General features: G+C 59.8%; 26 protein-coding genes. 14 read left to right on the top strand and 12 right to left on the bottom strand.

All coding sequences use genetic code 11. The features are described 5' to 3' along the window. Window positions 1–44: 44 nt before the first annotated feature. The 4 genes from C3F38_RS20995 to dapA all read right to left on the bottom strand — a co-directional run bounded on the left by C3F38_RS20995 (window position 45) and on the right by dapA (window position 3,958). Window positions 45–914 carry a neutral zinc metallopeptidase gene (locus tag C3F38_RS20995; protein WP_047730119.1) on the bottom strand — a complete coding sequence of 290 codons (870 nt, stop codon included), beginning with the start codon at window positions 912–914 and terminating at the stop codon, window positions 45–47. Between the two features lie 209 nt (window positions 915–1,123). Next, window positions 1,124–1,837 (bottom strand): phosphoribosylaminoimidazolesuccinocarboxamide synthase, encoded by a 714-nt coding sequence (purC, locus tag C3F38_RS21000; protein WP_038873669.1) that lies wholly within the window; start codon window positions 1,835–1,837, stop codon window positions 1,124–1,126. Between the two features lie 170 nt (window positions 1,838–2,007). Further along, a complete protein-coding gene (gene bamC, locus C3F38_RS21005) occupies window positions 2,008–3,060 on the bottom strand; it encodes an outer membrane protein assembly factor BamC (protein WP_019453890.1) in 1,053 nt (350 codons plus the stop codon). 16 nt (window positions 3,061–3,076) lie between these two features. Beyond that, a complete protein-coding gene (gene dapA / locus C3F38_RS21010) occupies window positions 3,077–3,958 on the bottom strand; it encodes a 4-hydroxy-tetrahydrodipicolinate synthase (protein WP_004941701.1) in 882 nt (293 codons plus the stop codon). Between the two features lie 110 nt (window positions 3,959–4,068). Here dapA and C3F38_RS21015 point away from each other — a divergent pair, with 110 nt between their 5' ends. Together C3F38_RS21015 and bcp are read left to right on the top strand one after the other, a co-directional pair. Next, window positions 4,069–4,674: a glycine cleavage system transcriptional repressor gene (locus C3F38_RS21015; protein WP_369916764.1), complete on the top strand. Its 606-nt coding sequence runs from the start codon at window positions 4,069–4,071 to the stop codon at window positions 4,672–4,674. Between the two features lie 2 nt (window positions 4,675–4,676). Further along, window positions 4,677–5,141 (top strand): thioredoxin-dependent thiol peroxidase, encoded by a 465-nt coding sequence (gene bcp, locus C3F38_RS21020; protein WP_038873672.1) that lies wholly within the window; start codon window positions 4,677–4,679, stop codon window positions 5,139–5,141. A 44-nt stretch (window positions 5,142–5,185) separates the two neighbouring features. Here the strand turns inward: bcp and C3F38_RS21025 are convergent, their stop codons facing one another. Then, entirely contained in the window at window positions 5,186–6,262 is a 1,077-nt protein-coding gene (locus tag C3F38_RS21025) for an AI-2E family transporter (RefSeq protein WP_038873675.1), read from the bottom strand. An 853-nt stretch (window positions 6,263–7,115) separates the two neighbouring features. Between C3F38_RS21025 and C3F38_RS21030 the strand changes: the two genes are divergently transcribed. Then, window positions 7,116–7,331, top strand: a complete 216-nt coding sequence (locus C3F38_RS21030; protein WP_038873678.1) for a hypothetical protein — start codon at window positions 7,116–7,118, stop codon at window positions 7,329–7,331. 6 nt (window positions 7,332–7,337) lie between these two features. Here the strand turns inward: C3F38_RS21030 and C3F38_RS21035 are convergent, their stop codons facing one another. Then, window positions 7,338–8,030 (bottom strand): B3/4 domain-containing protein, encoded by a 693-nt coding sequence (locus C3F38_RS21035; RefSeq protein WP_047730118.1) that lies wholly within the window; start codon window positions 8,028–8,030, stop codon window positions 7,338–7,340. Between the two features lie 43 nt (window positions 8,031–8,073). Between C3F38_RS21035 and C3F38_RS21040 the strand changes: the two genes are divergently transcribed. The 3 genes from C3F38_RS21040 (at window position 8,074) to C3F38_RS21050 (ending at window position 9,715) form a co-directional block, all read left to right on the top strand. Then, window positions 8,074–8,676, top strand: a complete 603-nt coding sequence (locus C3F38_RS21040) for a helix-turn-helix transcriptional regulator (RefSeq protein ID WP_055312260.1) — start codon at window positions 8,074–8,076, stop codon at window positions 8,674–8,676. 43 nt (window positions 8,677–8,719) lie between these two features. Beyond that, window positions 8,720–9,172 (top strand): GNAT family N-acetyltransferase, encoded by a 453-nt coding sequence (locus tag C3F38_RS21045; protein ID WP_047730116.1) that lies wholly within the window; start codon window positions 8,720–8,722, stop codon window positions 9,170–9,172. A 114-nt stretch (window positions 9,173–9,286) separates the two neighbouring features. Continuing rightward, window positions 9,287–9,715: a molybdopterin-binding protein gene (locus tag C3F38_RS21050; protein ID WP_047730115.1), complete on the top strand. Its 429-nt coding sequence runs from the start codon at window positions 9,287–9,289 to the stop codon at window positions 9,713–9,715. 36 nt (window positions 9,716–9,751) lie between these two features. On the opposite strand, the gene C3F38_RS21055 is transcribed toward C3F38_RS21050, so the two are convergent. Then, on the bottom strand, window positions 9,752–10,369 hold the full coding sequence (locus C3F38_RS21055) for a LysE family translocator (RefSeq protein ID WP_004941674.1): 618 nt from the start codon (window positions 10,367–10,369) through the stop codon (window positions 9,752–9,754). Between the two features lie 195 nt (window positions 10,370–10,564). Here C3F38_RS21055 and C3F38_RS21060 point away from each other — a divergent pair, with 195 nt between their 5' ends. Then, window positions 10,565–11,026, top strand: coding sequence for an Lrp/AsnC family transcriptional regulator (locus C3F38_RS21060; protein ID WP_103767452.1), 462 nt, complete (start codon window positions 10,565–10,567; stop codon window positions 11,024–11,026). Window positions 11,027–11,060: 34 nt separating this feature from the next. On the opposite strand, the gene C3F38_RS21065 is transcribed toward C3F38_RS21060, so the two are convergent. After that, window positions 11,061–12,269, bottom strand: coding sequence for an NAD(P)/FAD-dependent oxidoreductase (locus C3F38_RS21065; RefSeq protein ID WP_047730114.1), 1,209 nt, complete (start codon window positions 12,267–12,269; stop codon window positions 11,061–11,063). A gap of 160 nt (window positions 12,270–12,429) precedes the next feature. Continuing rightward, window positions 12,430–12,969 (bottom strand): Rrf2 family transcriptional regulator, encoded by a 540-nt coding sequence (locus C3F38_RS21070; RefSeq protein WP_038873797.1) that lies wholly within the window; start codon window positions 12,967–12,969, stop codon window positions 12,430–12,432. Window positions 12,970–13,309: 340 nt separating this feature from the next. Here C3F38_RS21070 and C3F38_RS21075 point away from each other — a divergent pair, with 340 nt between their 5' ends. Both C3F38_RS21075 and arsC read left to right on the top strand, forming a co-directional pair. Then, a complete protein-coding gene (locus tag C3F38_RS21075) occupies window positions 13,310–14,779 on the top strand; it encodes a M48 family metallopeptidase (RefSeq protein ID WP_038873698.1) in 1,470 nt (489 codons plus the stop codon). A 20-nt stretch (window positions 14,780–14,799) separates the two neighbouring features. Next, window positions 14,800–15,153 carry an arsenate reductase (glutaredoxin) gene (gene arsC / locus C3F38_RS21080; protein ID WP_103767453.1) on the top strand — a complete coding sequence of 118 codons (354 nt, stop codon included), beginning with the start codon at window positions 14,800–14,802 and terminating at the stop codon, window positions 15,151–15,153. A 48-nt stretch (window positions 15,154–15,201) separates the two neighbouring features. Here arsC and hda read toward each other — a convergent pair whose 3' ends face one another. After that, the gene (gene hda / locus C3F38_RS21085; RefSeq protein WP_025159568.1) at window positions 15,202–15,903 is read right to left on the bottom strand and encodes a DnaA inactivator Hda; all 702 of its coding nucleotides are present in this window, start codon (window positions 15,901–15,903) and stop codon (window positions 15,202–15,204) included. 272 nt (window positions 15,904–16,175) lie between these two features. Between hda and C3F38_RS21090 the strand changes: the two genes are divergently transcribed. Both C3F38_RS21090 and C3F38_RS21095 read left to right on the top strand, forming a co-directional pair. Then, window positions 16,176–16,691 (top strand): hypothetical protein, encoded by a 516-nt coding sequence (locus C3F38_RS21090; protein WP_047730113.1) that lies wholly within the window; start codon window positions 16,176–16,178, stop codon window positions 16,689–16,691. A 33-nt stretch (window positions 16,692–16,724) separates the two neighbouring features. After that, window positions 16,725–16,973: a GlsB/YeaQ/YmgE family stress response membrane protein gene (locus C3F38_RS21095; RefSeq protein WP_016926728.1), complete on the top strand. Its 249-nt coding sequence runs from the start codon at window positions 16,725–16,727 to the stop codon at window positions 16,971–16,973. Between the two features lie 47 nt (window positions 16,974–17,020). Here C3F38_RS21095 and uraA read toward each other — a convergent pair whose 3' ends face one another. Both uraA and upp read right to left on the bottom strand, forming a co-directional pair. Further along, window positions 17,021–18,310: a uracil permease gene (uraA, locus tag C3F38_RS21100; protein ID WP_021504398.1), complete on the bottom strand. Its 1,290-nt coding sequence runs from the start codon at window positions 18,308–18,310 to the stop codon at window positions 17,021–17,023. 207 nt (window positions 18,311–18,517) lie between these two features. Further along, on the bottom strand, window positions 18,518–19,144 hold the full coding sequence (gene upp, locus C3F38_RS21105) for a uracil phosphoribosyltransferase (RefSeq protein WP_038873707.1): 627 nt from the start codon (window positions 19,142–19,144) through the stop codon (window positions 18,518–18,520). A 255-nt stretch (window positions 19,145–19,399) separates the two neighbouring features. Between upp and purM the strand changes: the two genes are divergently transcribed. From purM to speG, 3 genes are all read left to right on the top strand, one after another. After that, complete coding sequence (purM, locus tag C3F38_RS21110; RefSeq protein ID WP_033632401.1) at window positions 19,400–20,437, top strand: phosphoribosylformylglycinamidine cyclo-ligase; 1,038 nt, start codon at window positions 19,400–19,402, stop codon at window positions 20,435–20,437. Continuing rightward, complete coding sequence (gene purN / locus C3F38_RS21115) at window positions 20,437–21,075, top strand: phosphoribosylglycinamide formyltransferase (protein WP_080490817.1); 639 nt, start codon at window positions 20,437–20,439, stop codon at window positions 21,073–21,075. Before purM ends, purN begins: the two co-directional genes overlap by 1 nt. A gap of 113 nt (window positions 21,076–21,188) precedes the next feature. Continuing rightward, window positions 21,189–21,740, top strand: coding sequence for a spermidine N1-acetyltransferase (gene speG / locus C3F38_RS21120; protein ID WP_033644040.1), 552 nt, complete (start codon window positions 21,189–21,191; stop codon window positions 21,738–21,740). The last annotated feature ends 36 nt before the right edge of the window (window positions 21,741–21,776 follow it).

The following is a 21,776-nucleotide window of genomic DNA, read 5'->3' on the forward strand; positions in this document are numbered from 1 at the left end:
CAATTCGAAAAAAATGCCGGAGTCAGGCTCCGGCACGTGAGGTGTTAACGGGATGCGAAGGTGTTGCAGGTATTGGGATCGCCGCTGTCGAAGCCCTGTTTAAACCAGGTGTAGCGCTGCTGCGAAGTGCCGTGGGTAAAGCTGTCCGGCACGACGCGGCCCTGGCTCTGCTGCTGCAACCGATCGTCGCCAATCGCCTGCGCGGCGTTCAGCGCCGCCTGCAGGTCGCCCTCTTCCAGCATCTGCTGCTTCTCGGCGTATTTGCCCCACACGCCGGCGAAGCAGTCCGCCTGCAGCTCCATTTTCACCGACAGACGGTTCACTTCCGCCTGGCTGGCGCCCTGCTGCATCTGGCGCACCTTGGGCTCGATGCCCAGCAGGTTCTGCACGTGGTGGCCGACTTCGTGCGCCACCACATAGGCCTGGGCGAAATCACCGCCGGCGCCCAGCTTGGTTTTCATGTCCTGATAGAAAGACAGATCGATATACACCGTTCTGTCACCCGGGCAGTAGAACGGCCCCATCGCCGCCTGGCCGGTGCCGCAGCTGGTGCGCGTGACGCCGCGATACATCACCAGCTTCGGCGGTTGATAGGTTTTGCCCATGCGCTGGAAAATCTCTTTCCAGTTATCCTCGGTGGAGGCCAGTACCACCGAAGTGAATTTGGCCAGCTCATCGTCTTTCGGACTGATGTTGGCGCTCTGCTGTTGACCCTGCGGTGCGACGTTACCGCCGTTCAATAGCGGCGACAGATCGATGCCGTAATAGCCGGCCACCAGCACCACCACCAAAATGACGATGCCGCCCTTGCCGCGCACCGGCACGCGGAAACCGCCGCCACCGCCGCCCAAACCTGAAGACTGCCCGCGACGATCCTCAACATTGTCACTTTCCCGACGCCCTTGCCAACGCATAAATATACTCCAGATATTTCCCCTGCTCGTTGAAGTTGCGCCGCGATCGTAAGCGCAAAGGCAGCTTCAAGCCTGAGTGGGATAGGTTTTAGTCATCTCGCATCCATCATTATAAATGGTCTGCCGCGGAGGAAATGTAGAAATTTTCTGGAAAAACGCAGAATAGCGGGACGATCCGGCCGGATCGCCCCGAATGGCGGTGCCAATGCTTAGTCGAGCTTCACGCCGATGCGGCGCGCCACTTCTTCATAGGCTTCGATCAGGCCGCCCAGGCTTTGACGGAAACGGTCTTTGTCCATCTTGTCCAGGGTGTTTTTGTCCCACAGGCGGCTGCCATCCGGCGAGAACTCATCGCCCAGCACCACTTCACCGTTGAACAGGCCGAACTCCAGCTTGAAGTCGACCAGGATCAGGCCCGCGTCGTCGAACAGCTGGGTCAACACGTCGTTGGCGCGGTAGCTCAGCTCGCGCATGCGCGCCAGATGCTCTTTGCTCACCCAGCCAAAGGTTTCGCAGTAGGATTCGTTGACCATCGGATCGTGCATGGCGTCGTTTTTCAGGAACAGATCGAACAGCGGCGGATTCAGCTCCAGGCCTTCTTCGATGCCCAGACGCTTCACCAGCGAACCGGCGGCGCGGTTGCGGATCACGCACTCCACCGGCACCATGTCCAGCTTCTTCACCAGCACTTCGTTGTCGGACAGCAGACGCTCCATCTGGGTCGGGATGCCGGCTTCTTCCAGTTTGCTCATGATGAAATGGTTGAACTTGTTGTTCACCATGCCTTTGCGATCGAACTGCTCAATGCGCTGACCATCCAGTGCTGACGTATCGTTGCGGAACTCCAACACCAACAGATCGGGATTCTCGGTGGTGTAAACGGTTTTTGCCTTTCCGCGATACAGCTCAGCTAGCTTTTGCATCTTACTTACTCCAGTGATGTATCCCCGTTGTCTCCCGAGCGCGGCCCGAAATTAGGGGGTATAGAATTGACCTAATGAATTCTTTGGCGTGCCGGACACTATTGTGCCAAACCTGCGACGCAAACGATACCGTATCGACAAAACAAAAAGGGGCCGAAGCCCCTTTTTGATTATTTAACGCTGGTTTTACTGAAGGCAGACTGGAATGCCGCCACCAGTGCGTCGTTTTTCGACTGGGTCAGCGGTTTGCCTTTCGGATCGATGAATTGCAGGCTGGTGCGGTTGTTGAGATCGCCGACCTGCAGTTTGTAATCGCCTTCCGCCAGTTCAGGATCCTTGACGCCCAACGCATCCCAATCGCTGCTGCTCAGGGACTTGTAGGTCACGGCAACGGTGCCCTGCGGACGGCTGCGGTCACCCACTTTCATCCCCAGTTTTTCGAGCGCCGCCGGCAGGCGATCCCACACCACGGTGTACGGGCCGCGCACCACCAGCATCGGCAGGCCGGTGTCATCGGCGCCGCTCTGCACGTCCAGCGCGCCGAAGCGGCTGGCGGTCTGGCTGCTCGCCAGGTTGTCCTGCTTGTCCAGGCCTTCGATCAGGGTGTTGATCATCATGCCATTGTAGCGCTGAATCTCAGACTGGTCGGTCACCTGCTCAGTCTTGCCCTGCTGCTGCAGGCCAACGCTTTTCACCACCAGCGCCTGCTGGTAGCCCTGCTGCTGCACGCTGATCTGATAACGGCCTTCGTACTGGTTGTCTTCGTCCAGACGGTTCCACTTCACCCAGTCGGTGGTCAGGGTCTGACCGGCGTCCTGGCGGGAAGCGATCGCGATGTTCTTCGCCTGCAGCAGGCTGACCACGCGCGACCACAGGTTCTGGTTCTGCGGGCTGTTTTCCAGCAGCAGCGTGCCGCTGTCGCCGGCGTATTGCGCGCGTGAACCGCTCAGCAGCGCCAACGGCTGCACCGGCGGACGAATGTCCAGTTGCTTGCCGACGTTGCCTTGCAGCGTCGTGGCGGGAACGTCATAGTTGCCGCTCTGCACCGGCAGGATCATGCCGGACGGCGCGTTCAGCGCCTTGAGCGGAGCCGCGTCGAGGTAAGCCTCGTCGCCGCTGACCTGGCGCTTGTAGCGCTGATCGCTGCTGCAGGCTGCCAGCATCATCACCAAGGAGATGCCCACTACTTTTGCTACCGTCGACTTTTGCAATGAATAAGCCATCAAATTTCCCTTAGAGTTACAGCAAACCGACGCTTTTCAGCGCGCGCTCCACCACCGGGCGGGCGGCTTCGCTCAACGGCGTCATCGGCAGACGCAGCGTATCGGTTGCCATCAATCCCAACGCCTTACAGGCCCACTTCACCGGAATTGGGTTTGCTTCTACAAATAGATCCTGATGCAACGGCATCAAGCGCTGATTTAAGCGGCGCGCTTCGGCAAATTTGCCCTGCGCCGCCAGCGCGCAAAGTTCCGCCATCTCGCGCGCGGCCACGTTGGCCGTCACGGAAATCACCCCTTTGCCGCCCAGTTGCATGAAGTCCAGCCCGCTGGCGTCGTCGCCGCTCAGCAAAATGAAGTCTTCATCGTCAACCAGCACTTGGATCTGACTAACGCGACTTAAGTTCCCCGTCGCTTCTTTTACAGCAACAATATTCTTGATTTTCGCCAGCCGAGCGATGGTCGGCGGCAGCATGTCGCAGCCGGTGCGCGAAGGCACGTTATACAGGATCTGCGGCAGCTCGGTGCTCTCGGCGATCGCCTTGAAGTGCTGGTACAGCCCTTCCTGCGTCGGCTTATTGTAGTACGGCGTCACCGTCAGGCAGCCCACTACGCCGGTATTGGCGAAGCGGGTGGTGAGCGCGATGGCTTCGGCGGTGGCGTTGGCGCCGGTGCCGGCGATCACCGGGATGCGGCCGTCGGCCAGCTCCAGCGTCTGCAGCACCACGTCAACGTGCTCGTCATGGGCAAGCGTTGCGGACTCGCCGGTGGTCCCTACGGAAACGATCGCCGCGGTGCCACTGGCTACATGATAATCGATCAATTTTTTTAGGCTCGCGCGATCGACAGCACCTTTGTCGTCCATCGGCGTAACCAGTGCAACAATACTTCCCGTAAACATTGGCCGTCCCCTCCACAAACAAGTCACTCATGGTACTTTTGCTGCCTATCCAAAAGCAAGCGCACAACCGCGTTGTAAGCGCTTGGCAGGCGGTTTTTTTTATGTTTACCATGGTAATCCCATTAAGCACGACAGGAAGCGCTATTTTGCCTCAGTCAGACGAACACTATCTCGTGATTACCGCGCTCGGCGCCGACCGCCCCGGAATCGTCAATACCATCACCCGCCACGTCAGCAGTTGCGGATGCAATATCGAAGATAGCCGTCTGGCCATGCTGGGAGAGGAGTTCACGTTCATCATGCTGCTGTCCGGCAGCTGGAACGCCATCACCCTGATCGAATCCACCCTGCCGCAAAAAGGCGCGGAGCTGGATCTGCTGATCGTGATGAAGCGCACAAACTCGCACGAAAGGCCGCCGATGCCGGCCACGGTGTGGGTGCAGGTGGAAGTGAAGGACTCGCCGCACATCATCGAACGCTTTACCGATCTGTTCGACTCCAGCCAGATGAATATCGCCGAACTGGTCTCACGCACGCAGCCGGCGGACGGCGATCTGCCGCCGCAGCTGTATATCCAAATCACCGCCCACAGCTCCGGCGATCGGGACGCCTCAAATATTGAGCAAGCCTTCCATCGCCTATGTACAGAATTGAACGCGCAAGGCAGTATTAGCGTGGTGAACTATCCACAGCATGACGAGAAAGATGGAGAGTAGTGATGAGCCCATTGAAAGCCGGTGACACAGCGCCGAAATTTAGTTTGCCTGACCAGGACGGTGAGGAAATTAATTTGGCCGACTTCCAGGGACAGCGAGTATTGGTCTATTTCTATCCGAAGGCGATGACGCCGGGCTGCACCGTGCAAGCCTGCGGCCTGCGGGACAACATGGACGAATTGAAAAAAGTCGGCGTCGAAGTGCTGGGCATCAGCACCGACAAACCGGAAAAACTGTCGCGCTTCGCCGAAAAGGAGCTGCTCAACTTCACGCTGTTGTCTGATGAAGATCATCAGGTAGCGCAACAGTTTGGCGTGTGGGGCGAGAAAACCTTCATGGGCAAGACCTACGACGGTATTCACCGCATCAGTTTCCTGATCGATGGCAAAGGCAAGATTGAAAAAGTGTTTGATGATTTCAAAACCACCAATCACCACGACATCGTTCTGAGCTACCTGCAGCAGTAATTCTCACGAAGCGCAGCGGCCTGCTGCGCTTCGTTTCTTCCCTGTCAGTCGGCCTTGTCTTCCACTTCGACCCGCAGTTCATCCGGCCAGGCATGGATCACCGCCTTCACCAGCGTCGCCAGCGGTATGGCGAAAAACACGCCCCAAAAGCCCCACATCCCGCCGAACACGATCACCGACAGGATAATCACCAGCGGATGCAGGTTGACCGCTTCGGAGAACAAAATGGGCACCAGCAGATTGCCGTCCAGCCCCTGCACCACCAGATAGGCGACGATCAGCGTCCAGAAATCGGCGCCGACGCCCCACTGGAACAGCGCCACCACCACCACCGGAATGGTGACCAGCACCGCGCCGATGTAGGGGATCAACACCGAGAAGCCCACCAGCACCGCCAGCAACAGCGAGTAGCGCATGTCCAGCACGGCGAACACCAGATAGGTCGCCACGCCGACAATCACCATCTCCAGCACCTTGCCGCGAATGTAGTTGGTGATCTGCTGATTCATCTCGTTCCAGACCTGCCCCGCCAGGCCGCGATTGCGCGGCAGCACGCGGCGCACCGCGTTCAGCAGCTGTTCTTTGTCCTTCAACAGGAAGAACATCATCATCGGCACCAGGATCAGGTAGATAGCCAGCGTCAGCAGGCCGACCAGCGACGCCAGCGAGAATTTCACCACCGACTCGCCCATGCCGGACAGCCGGCTGCGCAGGTTCTCCGCCATCATGTCGATGATGCCGGCATCCACCAGCGCCGGGTAACGCTTCGGCAGCGTCGCGGCATAGTTATAGAACTGATTGAGCATGCCCGGCAGATCGCTCATCAGATTGATGCCCTGCTGCCAGGCGGTTGGCGCAACGACGAACACCAGCAGCATGGCGACGCCCGCGAACACCAGCAGCATGATGCTCGCCGCCCAGGTGCGTGAACAGCCGATGCGCTGCAGGCGCGCGGTCGGCCACTCCAGCAGATAGGCCAGCACGATGGCGACCAGCAACGGGGTCAGAATACCGTGCAAAAAATAGAGAATAAGGAACCCGGCGACCAGGATCACCAGCAGCGCGATAGCCTGCGGATCGGTGAAGCGGCGGCGGTACCACTGTAATAACATCTCCAGCATCAGAGCGGGCTCCTCGAGATTTGGCGGGCGGGCATGGCGATTCCTGTGATGGGTCTGATTAAAGCATAGATGGAACGGGCGCACTCGAGGTGTGCAAAGCACTCAGAGTACTCAAAGTTGGCCATACATCAACAGCGATTTGGCTGATTTTATCGCGCGGGCAGGCAATCGGCGCAAAAATCCGCAGACGCGGCGACAGACTGGGTAAACGGCCCCGGACGGGGCCGCGGAAGATTACAGCGAGGTACCGATAGAAAGGGGCGAACCGACCGCCAGTGCGAACAACAATACACAGCCAATCGCGATCGCCGCCGCCAGATCATTTTTCATAGTCCCGTCCCCTGATACTTAAACTGGTTATCGTCACGAACTCTGTCGGTTCTACGTTGAAGGCCTTTTCCGATGCACGTCATTAAAAACCCCGCCTAAGCGGGGGAGAAAACGTTCTGGTGCATCAAGTGTTACAAGGAGGTCATGAGGGATTGCTAACCCTAAATGACTATTTCAAGCTAGGATTATTCCCAGAGCATGGCAAGCGATCGCATCGAGGTTATCCGCACTTTGAGATAAACCTCATAAAAAAATCCCGCACGGCAGCGGGATGAAGGGATGATAACGTCATGAATTTTTTATGCGGACAATGAGGCGGTATTGTCGTCATTTGGCGACAATACCGCGCAGACACGGTGGTCACAAGGGAAATTTGGCCACGACCAGGAAATCAGAATTTCGCCAATGCCCGCGATCGTGCGCCAGTCAGCATCAACGAAAAAATGGGATTTTTGTCAGACAGTCGCCGGCCAAAAATCGGTAGCATGGCCGATATAATCCCAAACGCCGTAGGGGAAAAAAGATGAACAGCAAACCGCGTGAATTTGATGAAGCCATCTGTCTGGCGATCGGACGTGGCGTTTGGGAAGTCGTGAAGATAGGAGACGAAATCAGCGTTTTCTCCCTGCTGGAAGCCATCGAGAGCTTTATCGAACGGCAGGCCCTCAGCGAGAGCGAAGTCGCGGCGGCGGACGACGCGCTGGATCTGATCACCGGTTTGGTCCGCCGCCAGTGCTGAGGCCGGTTACGAGGTGCAGCCGATGAGCCGTTGCTCTATCGCAACGCCGGGCATCATTTGCCGTAAACCGGCAATCAATTCGTCGCCCGCCGCATGCAGCGCCGCCAACGGCATTGCCGGCAGGCTCTCCAGGATGAACCACATCCGTTCGGCCTCGGCGCTCAGCCGGGTTCTGACGCCCTGACGCCAGTTCCAGCGGCGGCAGGTCACACCGCGATCGTCGCGCCAGATCACCTCCCCCGCCTCCGGCGATTCATGGATCACCGCGCCCTCCTTGACGGTATCGAACAGCTCGCTGCCTTCCGCGACGATCAGCCGCGGCTCGCCGACATAAGCCGCGATATTCTCGCCCCCCACCGGCACCGCATAACGAATGCTGACGGCGTTGTAGAGGTCGACCACCGGATCGATGCTGGGCATCGTGCCGTCGCGCAGCGCGCGCTTGCGCAAGGCATCGGCGGAACAGGGCGTACGCTTGGGTTTGGCGCCAAACCGCATGAAGACATCGCGCCAGGCCGAGAGATGCGCCTCAGCCCAGGGCGCGTCCTCCTCGCCGAGGGCGCGACAGGCCTGCGCCAACGCCAGCGCCCCTACGTCCGGGTTGGTTATGGGAGCCGCGGCCACGGTAATGCTTAACGCCCGGAAACCGGGCGCCAGCGCAGCGACGGCCGGATCGATTGACGGATCGACTAAAATCATCGAATAATCCTATATTGACCATTTTATTTCATGATATTGACCGATGAGCGAAAAAGTCAACAGACCGACCGAGTTCGGCGCCGACGTGCAAACCGTCAGCGAAGCGGTGTCGCACCGCATCAAACAACAGCGAAAAAGCCAAAAGCTGTCGCAGGACGAACTGTCGCGCCGGGCGGGCGTCAGCAAGGGCATGCTGGTGGAGATCGAGAAAGGCAGCGCCAATCCCAGCATTGCCATCCTGTGCAAGCTCGCGGCGGCGCTGGGCCTGTCGGTGGCGGACATCGTCAACGTGACCCGCGCCCCCGCCGCCTACCTGATTGAAAGCCAAGACATTCCCACGCTGTGGCACGGCGATCGCGGCGGCTCGGCCCGCTTGCTGGCAGGCACCCGCGGCCCAAACATGATAGAACTGTGGCGCTGGGAAATGGCGCCGGGGGAAGCCTATGCATCGAGCGGCCATCCGGCGGGCACCTTCGAACTGCTGCACGTTGAACAAGGCGTCTTGAGCCTTGCCGTCGAACAAACCGAGCTCAGGATTACGCCAGGCTGTTCGGCGGTCGCCAGAACGGACGGCCCGCACCGTTACACCAACGAGGGCGAAGACACGCTGATTTTCACCATGACGGTCGCCGAACTGCACGCCTGAACGGCGGCCCAGACCTTAACGCTTGCACAGGAGAAGAACCCTCATGACAATCCCTGCCCCACGTGAGTGGCGGCGTGCTGACTATCTCGTCAGCACCGAGCCCAGCCTGCTGGATATTGACGCCATTCATGCGTTTCTTACCCGTTCGTCATGGGCGGAGGGCATTGATAAAGAGACCGTTCGCCAGTCCCTCTCCCACAGCCTGTGCTTCGGCTTGTATCACGGCACCAGACAAATCGGTTTCGCCCGGCTGGTCACCGATTACGCCACCTTCGGCTATCTGTGCGACGTTTACGTGCTGGAGGCGCATCAAAAAGGCGGGTTGGGCCTGTGGCTGGCGGAATGCTGCCAGGCCCATCCACTGATGGCGACGCTGCGGCGAATCATGCTGGTCACCAGCACCGCCCCCTGGCTCTATGAAAAAGTGGGGTATAGCGCCATCAACTGCCCCGATTTTGTCTGGCAGATCGCCCGACCGGACATCTACCGACGGTAATTTTTCAGCAAGACCGCCCCAGTTCACACACTTCCCCCGCGACATTGGCAATCGCGGTGGTTAGGGCCCATGCTGGCGACAAATTTTACCTTTTGCCCCTTTCAAGGAGAATCTATGCCCGTTTCAGCCCGTAACCAGTTAGCCGGTACCGTGTCCGCCGTCGCTAAAGGCGCCGTCAATGACGAAGTGGAGATCACCCTGCAGGGCGGTGAAAAACTGGTGGCCATCGTCACGGTACAAAGCCAACAGTCGCTGGGGTTAACCATCGGTAAAGAGGCCGTCGCGCTGATTAAAGCGCCGTGGGTGATCCTGGCGACGGAGGATTGCGGTTTGCGTTTTTCCGCCCGCAACCAGTTTGCCGGGGAAGTGATTGCGGTTGAGCACGGCGCGGTCAACAGCACCGTGCACCTCAAAGCGGATGCCGGTTTTGTGCTGACGTCGGTGATCACCAATGAAAGCCTGCAGGAGATGGCGCTGAAGAACGGTTCGCGCGCCGTCGCCCTGATTAAAGCCTCATCGGTGCTGCTCGCCGTCAAAGCCTGATACCGCCAGGCCCGCACAGGCGGGCCTTTCAAGGCGCTATTTCAGCGCCTGCTCGGCCAGCAGCCCGAGGGCGATGACGATCATCGCCGCGCCGGAGATGCGCCCCACGACCTTCGCGGCCTGCGGGCGCGTGCGCAGCACCGACTGCGAACCGAATCCCACCAGCAGATACACCAGGCCGCAGCTGATCAAATGCACGACGCCCAACGCCAGCATCTGCATCGGCACCGACCATTCGGCCCGGGCGTCGGTAAACTGCGGCAGCAGCGCCAAAAACAGCAGAAACACCTTGGGATTCAGCCCGCTGACGCACACGCCCTTACCGGCCCAGCGCAGCCAGGAATCGGAACGCTGATCTTCACCGGCGCCGGGCACCGGCGGGTGCAGCAGCATGTTGAAACCGATCCACAACAGATAAGCCGCCCCCAGCAAGGTAAGCGCCGTCAGCGCCAGCGGGTTGCCGACCAGCAGCGCGCCGACGCCCGCCACCACGATCGCAATCATCAGCAGGTGGCCAAACAGCAAGCCGGCGACGGCGGGCACCACGACCCGCCCGCGAATGCCCGCCGAGATCACATAGGCCCAATCCATACCCGGCGTGATCACCAACAAAATCGACACCGCCCAAAAAGCGGCGAACAGCGCGAGCGTCATGCCGGCGCCCTCTCAAACGCGCCGCGCCATTCAGAACAAAGAACCATTGCGCTTTCCTCTTTGGAAGAAGAACGGCCTCCGCCTGCCGCGGCGGCCGTCAAAACCGTTCAATAGATGGCAAGAATATCCTCAAGGCGTTAAAATGTGCTTTCAATTACTTGCCTGAAACCGGCATAAGCGGGGAAATTTTTCCAAATGGATAAGATTGATCGCAAGATTCTTGCTGAACTACAGGCCGACGGGCGTTTGTCGGTGACCGAGCTGGCCGAGCGGATCGGGTTGAGCGTCTCTCCCTGCCACCGCCGGGTGCGGGCGTTAGAGGAGTCCAGGGTGATCAGGGGTTACCGCGCCCAGCTCGATCCCGGCAGCCTGGGCTATAACTTTTCCGCCCTGGTGTTCGTCACCATGCGCGAAGGCGATCGCCGCGCCGTTGAAACCTTCGAAAACGCCATGATGGACATTCCACAGGTGGTGCAGGCGCAGCGGCTGTTCGGCGATCCGGACTATCTGCTGCACGTGATCGCCCGCGATCTGCCCGCTTTCCAACAGCTTTACGACGAGAAACTCTCCGCTCTGCCGGGCGTGCAGCGCCTGAGCTCCACGCTGGTGATGAAAACCGTGGTGCCGGAGCGCTCGTTCCTGCCGCTGGGAAAATGACGACGGGAGCGTTGCCGCTCCCGTTTTGACTTCCTTAAGGCACAATCACGAAATCCGGATTGGCGACGGCAAACAGCGCCTCGCGATCCGCCGCCGGTGGATAAATCCACTGCGTGTTGATCTCCTGCTTCATCTTTTTGCCTTCCTGACGGGTAAAGCGCACCTGGCGCTCCCAGCCTTCGGTATACAGCGCGCCCCAGGGCCCCAGATCCAGGCAGGTCACATACTTCGGCTGGCTGTACGGGTGCGTCGGCAACCCCGCCAGCTCCGCCGCCGCATTGTGGCCGGCCACGCGGCCAAGGCTCATCGCATGCTGGCAGGTCATCAGGTTGTGGTTGCCGAGATCGTCGGTCGCCGCCTTCACCGTATCGCCGGTCACGAAAATGCCCGCCGCCGCCGGCGCGCGCAGGAAGGCGTCGCCGATCACCCGGCCGCTACCGTCGCGCTCGCCGGGGATCTGCTCAGTCAGCGGATGCGCCCGCACGCCCGCCGCCAGGATCACCGTGTTGGCGGCGATACGCTCACCGTTCGACAGCATCACCCCCTCAGCGTCGATAGCCGAGACGCGCAGGCCGGTTCGCGCTTCCACGCCGCACTCCGCCAGCGCCTGGCGAATCACCGCCCCCGGTTCCGCGCCCATTCCGGCGCCCACTTCCGGGGCGCTATCGACGATCACCACGCGCACGGTCTCGTCTTTGCCCAGCGCATCCCGCAGCCGCTGCGGCATCTCCGCCGCGCTCTCCAGCCCGGTCAGCCCCGCGCCCACCACCACGGCGGTGTTGCGCGCCGGCGTCGACGGTTTGGCTGCCAGCGCTTTGATATGGGCATCCAAACGCTGCGCGCTTTCCAGCGTATCGACGTTGAAACCGTATTCGGCAAAGCCCGGCACCGCAGGCACGGAAAGCCGACTGCCGGTGGCCCACACCAGGCGGTCGTAGGCCAATTCAAGGGATCCCCCCGTCGCCTGCGCCACCGTGAGCGTCTTGGCGTCGGCATCGATGCGCTCTACCGCCCCGGCCAGGTGGCACACGCCGACGGCGGCGAGCTGCGCGGAAATGTCCGGATTCATGTTTTCCAACACCGCTTCATACAGGCGCGGCCGGATGGTGACCGTTGGCGTCGGCGAAACCATGAGCACCTCGATATCGTCATGCTTACCGGCGAGGGTAATGGCGCGCATGGCGGACACGGCGGCCCAAAAACCGGCAAAACCGGAACCGGCAATCACTATTTTCTGCATCATGGGATGACTCCTTCATAAAGGGTTAACCGGGCGATAAGGCTGCCCGCAGTTTTTTCGGATGAACGATGCCGTTCCGCTCCCGTAACAGGGTGCAGAAAGCCCGCCCGCCCCTTCCGAAGAGGCGGGAAAAAGTCTGTTTGGCTTTAAGGAAAGGCGGTGGTTAGGTTTTGGCCCGCGCCGTTTTGCCGCTGCGCGCGGTGCGTTCCGTCATGCGTTCATCGAGCCAGAGGTTGACCTCACCGAAGAAGCCCTGCGGCGCCTTGCGGCCAAAGCGGGCCGCGACGGCGCCGAGGGTCTGCGCCGCCAGCGCATCGCGCATCGCCTTCTCCGCCTGCAGCATCACCGCGTGGATGGCGCATTTACCGGAGACCGCCCAATCCGGCGGAGAATCGTCGAACACTGCGCAGCGCCCGCGTACCTCCTGGCAATCGAACAGCGGCTTGTGCCCTTCGATGGCGTCGATGATCGCCAGAAAACTGATCTCATCCGCCGGGCGCGCCAGCCGGTAGCCGCCGCGCACCCCTTCGCTGGCGACGACGATCCCCGCCTTTTCCAGCTTGGGGAAAATCTTGGCCAGAAAGCTGGGGGAGATGCCCTGCAGCTCGGCGAGTTCGCGGCTGCTGAGCGCGCGCTGGTTATCGCCGACCAGCCACAGCAGGCAGTGGATGCCATATTCAACGCTGGTTGTGATGTACGCCATATGTCCGTTTTCGACCGTCAATGAACCTTCAATAACGCAGACTATATGAGTCTGCGTTTATCTTGTCAATAAAACACGGATCAACCTTGTCCGTGTTTTATTGACAATGCGCGCCGTCGGCGACGCAGAAAGCGCCCTTCAAAATGAAAAATAAAACTTTTTTGCCCGATCCGCGCCCGGCTAACGTTTCCTTGTCGGCTGCGGCTGACTATGATGTGATGGGTGCCGCCGCTGCAGTTTATGAGCCGCCGCACTTTCGCGCGGATTGCGCCGTGAGAATAAAGAACTCTTGTCTGCTGCTGACGTCTTAGAAATGATTATTTAAGGGAAACGCCTGACTATGACCAACCGGTTGACCAAAACCGCGTTAGCGGTGCTGCTGCTCGGCACGCTGAACGCCACCGCCCTGGCGCCAGCACAGGCGGAAAGCCAGGACCAGTTGCCGGATATGGGCACCTCCGCCGGCGGCACCCTGAGCATCGGACAAGAGCTGGCGATGGGCGATTTCTACGTGCGCCAACTGCGCGCCAGCGCCCCGCTGATCAACGATCCGCTGCTGAGCCAGTACATCAACCAGCTGGGCAACCGGCTGGTGGCCAGCGCTTATTCGGTGCGCACACCGTTCCATTTCTATCTGGTGCGCAACGACGAGATCAACGCCTTCGCCTTCTTCGGCGGCAACGTGGTGCTGCATTCCGCGCTGTTTCGCGTCAGCGACAACGAAAGCCAGCTGGCTTCGGTACTGGCGCACGAAATCTCGCACGTCACCCAGCGCCACCTGGCGCGCGCAATGGAAGATCAGCAGCGCAACGCCCCGCTGACCTGGGTGGGCGCACTCGGCTCCATCCTGCTGGCGATGGCCAACCCGACCATGGGCATGGCGGCGCTGAGCGGCACCCTGGCCGGTACCCAGCAGGGCATGATCAGCTTTACCCAGTCGAACGAACAGGAAGCCGACCGCATCGGCATTCAGGTGCTGCAGCGCGCCGGTTTCGATCCGGAAGCGATGCCCGACTTCCTGCAAAAACTCTCCGATCAGTCGCGCTACGCCTCCAAACCGCCGGAAATGCTGCTGACGCACCCGTTGCCGGACAGCCGCCTCTCCGACGCACGCAACCGCGCCAACCAGATGCCGAAACACATCGTACAGTCTTCGCAGGACTACCTGATGGCCAAAGTGCGCGCACTGGGTATGTACAGCTCGGAAGGCTATGGCCTGAACGAAGAGCTGCTCGGCTCACTCAGCAAGGGCAACGTGCGCGAACAGGCGGCCGCCAAATACGGTCGCGCCATCCTGTTCTATGAAGCGAAAAAATACGACGATGCGCGCAACATCATTCAACCGATGCTGGCGCAGGATGCGAAAAACGTCTGGCTGATCGACCTGATGACCGACATCGATCTCGGCCAGAAACGCGCGCCACAGGCCATCGCCCGCCTGCAGGCGGCCAACGCCGCCCAGAACAACAACCCGGTGCTGCAGCTCAACCTGGCCAATGCCTATGTCGAAGGCAACCAGCCGGCGCAGGCCTCAAAGATCCTGAACCGCTATACCTTTGCCCATCCGGACGATCCGAACGGCTGGGATCTGCTGGCGCAGGCCAGCGCCGCCCAGGGGCTGCGCGATGAAGAGCTGTCGGCCCGCGCCGAAAGCCTGGCGCTGACCGGCCGGCTCGATCAGGCCATCGGCCTGCTCAGCAATGCCAGCTCGCTGCAGAAACTCGGCAGCCTGAAACAGGCGCGCTACGATGCGCGCATCGACCAGCTGCGCCAACTGCAACAGCGCTTCCGCCAATACCAGCGCAGCTGATTCAACAAGGAATGAACGCCATGAAAAACGTCACGATTTACCACAATCCGCGCTGCTCCAAGAGCCGTGAAACCCTGGCGCTGCTGGAGCAGCACGGTGTCGATCCCAAGGTGGTGCTGTATCTTGAAACGCCCCCGTCGGCCGATGAGCTGAAAAAGCTGTTGGAAGAATTAGGCTTCACATCCGCGCGCGATCTGATGCGCAAAAAAGAAGATCTGTACAAGGAATTGAAGCTGGCGGACGACAGCCTGAGCGAAGAACAGCTGCTGGCAGCGATGACGGCGAACCCGAAACTGATCGAACGCCCGATCGTGGTGAAAGGCAGCAAGGCGCGTATCGGCCGGCCGCCGGAGCAGGTGCTGGAGATTTTGTAAATTCGAATTCGGGCGCGCACTGTCGCGCCCTTTCTTTTGCGGTCGCCGCTACAGCCCCAGGATCTCTTTAACGAACGGGATGGTCAGCTTGCGCTGGGCGGTGATCGAGGCGCGATCGAGCTGATCGAGGGTCATAAACAGCGTGCGCATCTCGCGATCCAGCCGTTTCAACAGGAAGCGGCCCACGTCTTCCGGCAGCTCGAAGCCGCGCAGTTTGCCGCGCAGCTGCAGCGCCAGCAGTTTTTCTTCGTCCGACAGCGGCTGCAGCTTGTAGATCTGCCCCCAGTCCAGGCGCGAAGCCAGATCCGGTAAGCGCAGGTTCAGCTGACGCGGCGGGCGATCCCCGGTGATGAACAAACGGGTGCGGCCGGTTTCCAGGATGCGGTTGTAGAGGTTGAAGATCGCCATCTCCCACTCTTCGTCGCCGGCGATGCATTCGATATTGTCGATGCAAACCAGCGCCAGCTGCTCCATGCCGTCCAACACTTCAGGCACGAAGTAAGCGCGTTTGTCGAGCGGCACATAGCCCACCGCTTCCCCCTTCTGCGAAAGCTCGGCGCAGGCCGCATGCAGCAGATGGCTGCGCCCGCCGCCTTCACGCGACCAAAAATAGATATAGCTGCCATGTTCCTGGCGGACGGCGGATTGGATCGCGGCTAATAGGGATGGGTTCTCGCCCGGATAAAAACTGGCGAAAGTTTCATCATCGGGAAGATAAAGTGGCAGTGAAAGCTGTGCCGGCGTATTCAGAGAAGCACCTCAACCAAAACTGGCAGAAAAACGCAGGCAGTTTAACACAGAAAACGGGCGCTGTTGAACCGGCAGGATCTTATGCCGCAATAGTGAGCAATGCCTTAGCGCCGTTTAATCGATTGCGGCTCCCTCACCGGCAAGAATAATCTGATATCAAACCCTAACTCCATGCCTAAGCAGGTTAAATTTGTAATTTAAGTAAAACCTGACCTAGTATAGGTAGGCAAAACGCAATCACCATCAACAAGGTTTCTGCAAGGATATAGACGATGAAAGTATGGAATAAAGTGCTGTTAGCCTCCTTTATCGGGTTGTTGGTTGCCGGCTGTGATGACTCTTCCAAGGTTGACGCCAACCTGGATAAAGCCAAAGACAGCGCCGAGCAGATGAAAGACGCCGCCCAGAAAAAAGCGGACGATCTGACGGACAAAGCGAAAGCGACGGCAGATGAAATCAAAAAAGAGGCCGCCACGCAGGCAGACCAGCTGAAGGACAAAGCCTCGGCGATTAAAGATGAAGCCGCCAAGCAGGCCGACGCCATCACCAACGACGCCAAGGCCAAGGCCGCCGCGATCAAGGATGACGCCGGCAAACAAAGCCAGCAGCTGGTGGATCAGGCCAAGGCCATCAAAAACGACGCCATCAACGGCGCTAACGATCTGACCGAGCAGGCCAAGGCGAAGACCGAAGCCATCAAGAACAGCGCCGAAAACAAAACGCAAGAGTTGAAACAAGAGACCGATGCGGCGGTGAACGGCAATACGCAGCCGGCCACCCAGCAGTAAGCCATTCTCAGCCACAAAAGAAAGGAGCAGTAAATGGGGATTATTTCCTGGATTATCTTCGGCCTGATCGCCGGTATTTTGGCTAAGTGGATCATGCCCGGCAAAGACGGCGGCGGCTTTATCCTGACCGTTGTGCTGGGGATCATCGGCGCCGTGGTCGGCGGCTATATCAGCACCTTCTTCGGCTACGGCAAGGTTGACGGCTTCAACTTCGGCAGCTTCGTGGTAGCGGTTATCGGCGCCATCGTGGTGCTGTTCGTGTACCGCAAAATTCGCAGCTAAGCCGCACACCCCAAGTCAAAAGGGCAGCCCCTGGGCTGCCCTTTTCGTTACTTCTGCTCCGCCGGTTCGTCCGGCGCGTCAAGCACCTCTTCTTCCTTGCGGAACAGGCTGATGACCTTGAACAGCAGGCTCAGGCCAATGCCGACGATGGTCGCCAGCGCCATGCCTTTCAGCTCCGCCGCGCCGATATGCACCTTGGCGCCGCTCACGCCGATGATCAGGATCACCGAGGTCAGAATCAGGTTTTGCGCCTTGTTGTAATCCACTTTGGACTCGATCAGCACGCGAATGCCCGAGGCGCCGATCACGCCGTACAGCAGCAGGGAAACGCCGCCCATCACCGGCACCGGCACCGCCTGGATCGCCGCCGCCAGCTTGCCGATGCAGGACAGCAGGATAGCCAGCACCGCCGCGCCGCCGATCACCCAGGTGCTGTAGACCTTGGTGATGGCCATCACGCCGATGTTCTCGCCGTAGGTGGTGTTCGGCGTGGAACCGAAGAAGCCGGAGAACACCGTCGAAATGCCGTTGGCGAACATCGAACGGTGCAGCCCCGGATCGCGGATCAGGTCTTTTTTCACGATGTTGGCGGTCACCACCAAGTGGCCGACGTGCTCGGCGATCACCACCAGCGCCGCCGGCAGAATGGTGAAGATGGCGAACCACTCAAAGCGCGGGGTGTAGAAGGTCGGCAGCGCAAACCAGTGCGCCTCGCGGATCGGGGTCAAATCCACCACGCCCATGAAGAACGACAGCGCATAGCCCACCAGCACGCCGATCAGGATCGGGATAATCGCCAGGAAGCCGCGGAACAACACCGAGCCGAGCACCGTGACCGCCAGCGTCACCAGCGAAATGGTGATGGTGGTCGAGTCGGCGCTGGTGCCTTCCGCCGGCAGCAGCCCCGCCATGTTGGCCGCCACGCCAGCCAGCTCCAGCCCGATGACGGCGACGATTGCTCCCATCGCCGCCGGCGGGAACATCACGTCCAGCCAGCCGGTGCCGGCCTTTTTCACGATCAGCGCCACCAGGCAGAACAGCACGCCGCACATGATGAAACCGCCCAACGCCACTTCATAACCGAGCGGCAACAGCAGCAGCACCGGCGAGATAAACGCGAAGCTGGAACCGAGGTAGGCCGGGATCTTGCCTTTACAGATGAACAGATACAGCAGCGTGCCGATGCCGTTGAACAACAGCACGGTCGCCGGGTTGATCTTGAACAGGATAGGCACCAGCACGGTGGCGCCGAACATGGCGAACAGGTGCTGGAAGCTGAGCGGAATGGTCTGGAGCAGCGGCGGGCGCTCGCTGACGCCGATGGCGCGACGGGTCATGTGTGCTTTTCCTCTGAGTCATTAATCGTTATGCAAGCTGAATTGTCTATGCTCAATGGATTTCAAGTTACAGCCAGGCGGCCAGGGCAATAATCCCCAGGAGCTTATATCAAATAAGTGACTGAGGTTACTGCCTGCAGCCAACAACGCTGTAGCTTGAAAGACGAAGAGCATAAAAAAGCCGACTCGTTAAGTCGGCTCAAATGTTTACTTAGTACCAAATATCTTGTCGCCCGCATCGCCCAGGCCAGGCACGATATAGCCCTTGTCGTTCAGGCACTGATCGATGGAGGCGGTGTACAGCTCAACGTCCGGATGCGCTTTCTCCAGCGCGGCGATGCCTTCCGGCGCCGCCACCAGGACCAGCACCTTGATGCTGTGGCAGCCGGCTTTCTTCAGCAGATCGATAGTGGCGATCATCGAACCGCCGGTGGCCAGCATCGGGTCGACGACCAGCGCCATGCGCTCTTCGATGTTGGAAACCAGCTTCTGGAAGTACGGCACCGGCTCCAGGGTTTCTTCGTCGCGGTAAACGCCCACCACGCTGATGCGCGCGCTCGGCACGTGCTCCAGCACCCCTTCCATCATGCCCAGGCCTGCGCGCAGGATAGGCACCACGGTAATCTTTTTCCCTTTGATCTGTTCCACTTCAACTGGCCCGCACCAGCCTTCGATGGTGACTTTTTCCGTCTCCAGATCGGCGGTCGCTTCATAGGTCAGTAAACTACCCACTTCTGAGGCCAGCTCACGGAAGCGTTTGGTGCTGATGTCATTTTCGCGCATCAGGCCAAGCTTGTGTTTTACCAGCGGGTGTTTCACCTCAACGATCTTCATCATTTTTCTCCTATTAAGGTGGTTGCGGCCAAAAAAATCGCGGGATTATACCTCCTTTTTTTCGCTGCGCCACCCACAATAGCCCGATCGGGATCAACAAAAGTTTGAATATCAGTATAGATGACGAAAAAGCGGAGCCGGTTCACAAGCCGCTCGCAAACGTTTGCCTGCGCTGTTAGAATTGCCGCGCCTTATTCCGGAATCAACATCGGAAGCACAGTTTTCAAACCGCAAACCGTCGTGGGGAATCGCGCAGTGACCGACAAAACCTCTCTCAGCTATAAAGACGCAGGTGTCGATATCGATGCAGGCAACGCATTGGTAGATCGCATCAAAGGTGTAGTTAAACAGACCCGTCGCCCGGAAGTGATGGGCGGTCTGGGCGGGTTTGGCGCCCTGTGTGCGTTGCCGCAGAAATACCGCGAGCCGGTGCTGGTTTCCGGTACCGACGGCGTGGGCACCAAGCTGCGTCTGGCGATGGATCTGAAACGCCACGACACCATCGGCATCGATCTGGTGGCGATGTGCGTCAACGATCTGGTGGTTCAGGGCGCCGAGCCGCTGTTCTTCCTCGACTACTACGCGACCGGCAAGCTGGATGTGGACACCGCGGCCAGCGTGATCACCGGCATCGCCGAAGGCTGCAAACAGTCCGGCTGTGCGCTGGTGGGCGGCGAAACCGCTGAAATGCCGGGCATGTACCACGGCGAAGATTACGACGTGGCCGGTTTCTGCGTCGGCGTGGTCGAAAAATCCGAGATCATCGACGGCAGTAAAGTGCAGTCCGGCGACGCGCTGATCGCCCTGGGCGCTTCCGGCCCGCACTCCAACGGCTACTCGCTGGTGCGCAAAATCCTGGAAGTGAGCAACACCGATCCGACCGCCACTCAGCTGGAAGGCAAACCGCTGGCCGACCACCTGCTGGCGCCGACCAAGATTTACGTGAAGTCCGTGCTGGAGCTGATCGAGAAGGCGGACGTCCACGCCATCGCTCACCTCACCGGCGGCGGCTTCTGGGAAAACATTCCGCGCGTGCTGCCGGAAGGCATGCAGGCGGTGATCGACGAAGCCAGCTGGCAGTGGCCGGCGGTGTTCACCTGGCTGCAGCAGGCCGGCAACGTCAGCCGTCATGAAATGTACCGCACCTTCAACTGCGGCGTAGGCATGGTCATCGCCCTGCCGGAAGCCGAAGTGGAAACGGCCATCGCGCTGCTGACCGCGGCAGGTGAAAAAGCGTGGAAAATCGGTAAACTGACCGCCTCTTCCGACGAACAACAAGTGGTCATCAACTGATGAAAAAGATCGTGGTGTTGGTCTCCGGCCAGGGGAGCAATCTCCAGGCGCTGATTGACGCCTGCCAGCAGGGCCGCATCGCCGCCGAGATCGTGGCGGTATTCAGCAACAAGGCGCAGGCTTACGGCCTGCAACGTGCAGAGGCGGCGGGCATCGCCGCCCAGGCGCTGGATGCCAAGGCTTACGCCGATCGCGCGGCGTTCGACGCCGCGTTGGCGGACGCCATCGACCAGTACCAGCCCGATCTGGTGGTGCTGGCCGGCTACATGCGTATCCTCAGCCCGCAGTTCGTGCAGCGCTATGCCGGCCGCCTGCTGAACATCCACCCTTCCCTGCTGCCGAAATACCCGGGGCTGCATACCCACCGTCAGGCCATCGACAACGGCGACAGCGAACACGGCACCTCGGTGCACTTCGTGACCGAACAGCTCGACGGCGGCCCGGTGATTTTGCAGGCCAAGGTGCCGATTTTCGCTGACGACGAGGAAGATGACGTGGTTGAACGGGTGCAAACCCAGGAACACACGATCTATCCACTGGTGGTGAGCTGGTTCGTCGACGGCCGCCTGGCGATGCGCGACGGCGCCGCCTGGCTGGACGGCGAACGCCTGCCGGCGCAGGGCCACGCCGCCGACTGAGGCGCGCAGCCTGAACCTTGCCTAAACGGCGCCCACGCGGCGCCGTTTTTTTTCGCCTTCATCCATTCTGTGAAGTTATACTTTGCACAATTTCACGGCACAGAGGAGCCCACATGTCCAGCACTGCCAGCGTCAGGTTACGCCCATTGGAACGGGACGATCTGTCGTTCGTCCACCAGATGGACAACAACGCCAGCGTCATGCGCTATTGGTTTGAAGAACCCTACGAAGCCTTTGTCGAGCTTTCCGATCTTTACGACAAACACATTCACGATCAGAGCGAGCGCCGCTTTATCATCGAGCACGAAGGCGCCAAGGTCGGCCTGGTGGAGCTGGTGGAGATCGATCACATCCACCGCCGCGCGGAATTCCAGATCATCATCGATCCCGCCCATCAGGGCAAAGGCTACGCCAGCACCGCCGCCCGTCTGGCGATGGACTACGGCTTCTCGGTGCTGAACCTGTACAAGCTGTACCTGATCGTCGACAAGGAGAACCCGAAAGCGATCCACATCTACAGCAAACTGGGCTTCAACGTGGAAGGCGAGCTGATCGACGAGTTCTTCGTCAACGGCGAATACCGCACCGTGCTGCGCATGTGCATCTTCCAGCCGCAATATCTGGCGAAGTTCAAAACGCCGGGCGATAAGCCGCTGGTGAAGTGACGGTCTGCGAGAAAAAAGAGAAAACCCGCGCTGGCG

Origin of the sequence: Serratia sp. SSNIH1, assembly GCF_002935055.1 — a bacterium.
Lineage (GTDB): Bacteria > Pseudomonadota > Gammaproteobacteria > Enterobacterales > Enterobacteriaceae > Serratia > Serratia nevei.

Excerpts from the sequence above, each read along its gene's own strand:
- C3F38_RS20995 (WP_047730119.1), bottom strand. The coding sequence starts at position 914 with ATGCGTTGGCAAGGGCGTCGGGAAAGTGACAATGTTGAGGATCGTCGC.
- purC (WP_038873669.1), bottom strand. The coding sequence starts at position 1,837 with ATGCAAAAGCTAGCTGAGCTGTATCGCGGAAAGGCAAAAACCGTTTAC.
- bamC (WP_019453890.1), bottom strand. The coding sequence starts at position 3,060 with ATGGCTTATTCATTGCAAAAGTCGACGGTAGCAAAAGTAGTGGGCATC.
- dapA (WP_004941701.1), bottom strand. The coding sequence starts at position 3,958 with ATGTTTACGGGAAGTATTGTTGCACTGGTTACGCCGATGGACGACAAA.
- C3F38_RS21015 (WP_369916764.1), top strand. The coding sequence starts at position 4,069 with ATGGTAATCCCATTAAGCACGACAGGAAGCGCTATTTTGCCTCAGTCA.
- bcp (WP_038873672.1), top strand. The coding sequence starts at position 4,677 with ATGAGCCCATTGAAAGCCGGTGACACAGCGCCGAAATTTAGTTTGCCT.
- C3F38_RS21025 (WP_038873675.1), bottom strand. The coding sequence starts at position 6,262 with ATGCTGGAGATGTTATTACAGTGGTACCGCCGCCGCTTCACCGATCCG.
- C3F38_RS21030 (WP_038873678.1), top strand. The coding sequence starts at position 7,116 with ATGAACAGCAAACCGCGTGAATTTGATGAAGCCATCTGTCTGGCGATC.
- C3F38_RS21035 (WP_047730118.1), bottom strand. The coding sequence starts at position 8,030 with ATGATTTTAGTCGATCCGTCAATCGATCCGGCCGTCGCTGCGCTGGCG.
- C3F38_RS21040 (WP_055312260.1), top strand. The coding sequence starts at position 8,074 with ATGAGCGAAAAAGTCAACAGACCGACCGAGTTCGGCGCCGACGTGCAA.
- C3F38_RS21045 (WP_047730116.1), top strand. The coding sequence starts at position 8,720 with ATGACAATCCCTGCCCCACGTGAGTGGCGGCGTGCTGACTATCTCGTC.
- C3F38_RS21050 (WP_047730115.1), top strand. The coding sequence starts at position 9,287 with ATGCCCGTTTCAGCCCGTAACCAGTTAGCCGGTACCGTGTCCGCCGTC.
- C3F38_RS21055 (WP_004941674.1), bottom strand. The coding sequence starts at position 10,369 with ATGACGCTCGCGCTGTTCGCCGCTTTTTGGGCGGTGTCGATTTTGTTG.
- C3F38_RS21060 (WP_103767452.1), top strand. The coding sequence starts at position 10,565 with ATGGATAAGATTGATCGCAAGATTCTTGCTGAACTACAGGCCGACGGG.
- C3F38_RS21065 (WP_047730114.1), bottom strand. The coding sequence starts at position 12,269 with ATGATGCAGAAAATAGTGATTGCCGGTTCCGGTTTTGCCGGTTTTTGG.
- C3F38_RS21070 (WP_038873797.1), bottom strand. The coding sequence starts at position 12,969 with ATGGCGTACATCACAACCAGCGTTGAATATGGCATCCACTGCCTGCTG.
- C3F38_RS21075 (WP_038873698.1), top strand. The coding sequence starts at position 13,310 with ATGACCAACCGGTTGACCAAAACCGCGTTAGCGGTGCTGCTGCTCGGC.
- arsC (WP_103767453.1), top strand. The coding sequence starts at position 14,800 with ATGAAAAACGTCACGATTTACCACAATCCGCGCTGCTCCAAGAGCCGT.
- C3F38_RS21090 (WP_047730113.1), top strand. The coding sequence starts at position 16,176 with ATGAAAGTATGGAATAAAGTGCTGTTAGCCTCCTTTATCGGGTTGTTG.
- C3F38_RS21095 (WP_016926728.1), top strand. The coding sequence starts at position 16,725 with ATGGGGATTATTTCCTGGATTATCTTCGGCCTGATCGCCGGTATTTTG.
- uraA (WP_021504398.1), bottom strand. The coding sequence starts at position 18,310 with ATGACCCGTCGCGCCATCGGCGTCAGCGAGCGCCCGCCGCTGCTCCAG.
- upp (WP_038873707.1), bottom strand. The coding sequence starts at position 19,144 with ATGAAGATCGTTGAGGTGAAACACCCGCTGGTAAAACACAAGCTTGGC.
- purN (WP_080490817.1), top strand. The coding sequence starts at position 20,437 with ATGAAAAAGATCGTGGTGTTGGTCTCCGGCCAGGGGAGCAATCTCCAG.
- speG (WP_033644040.1), top strand. The coding sequence starts at position 21,189 with ATGTCCAGCACTGCCAGCGTCAGGTTACGCCCATTGGAACGGGACGAT.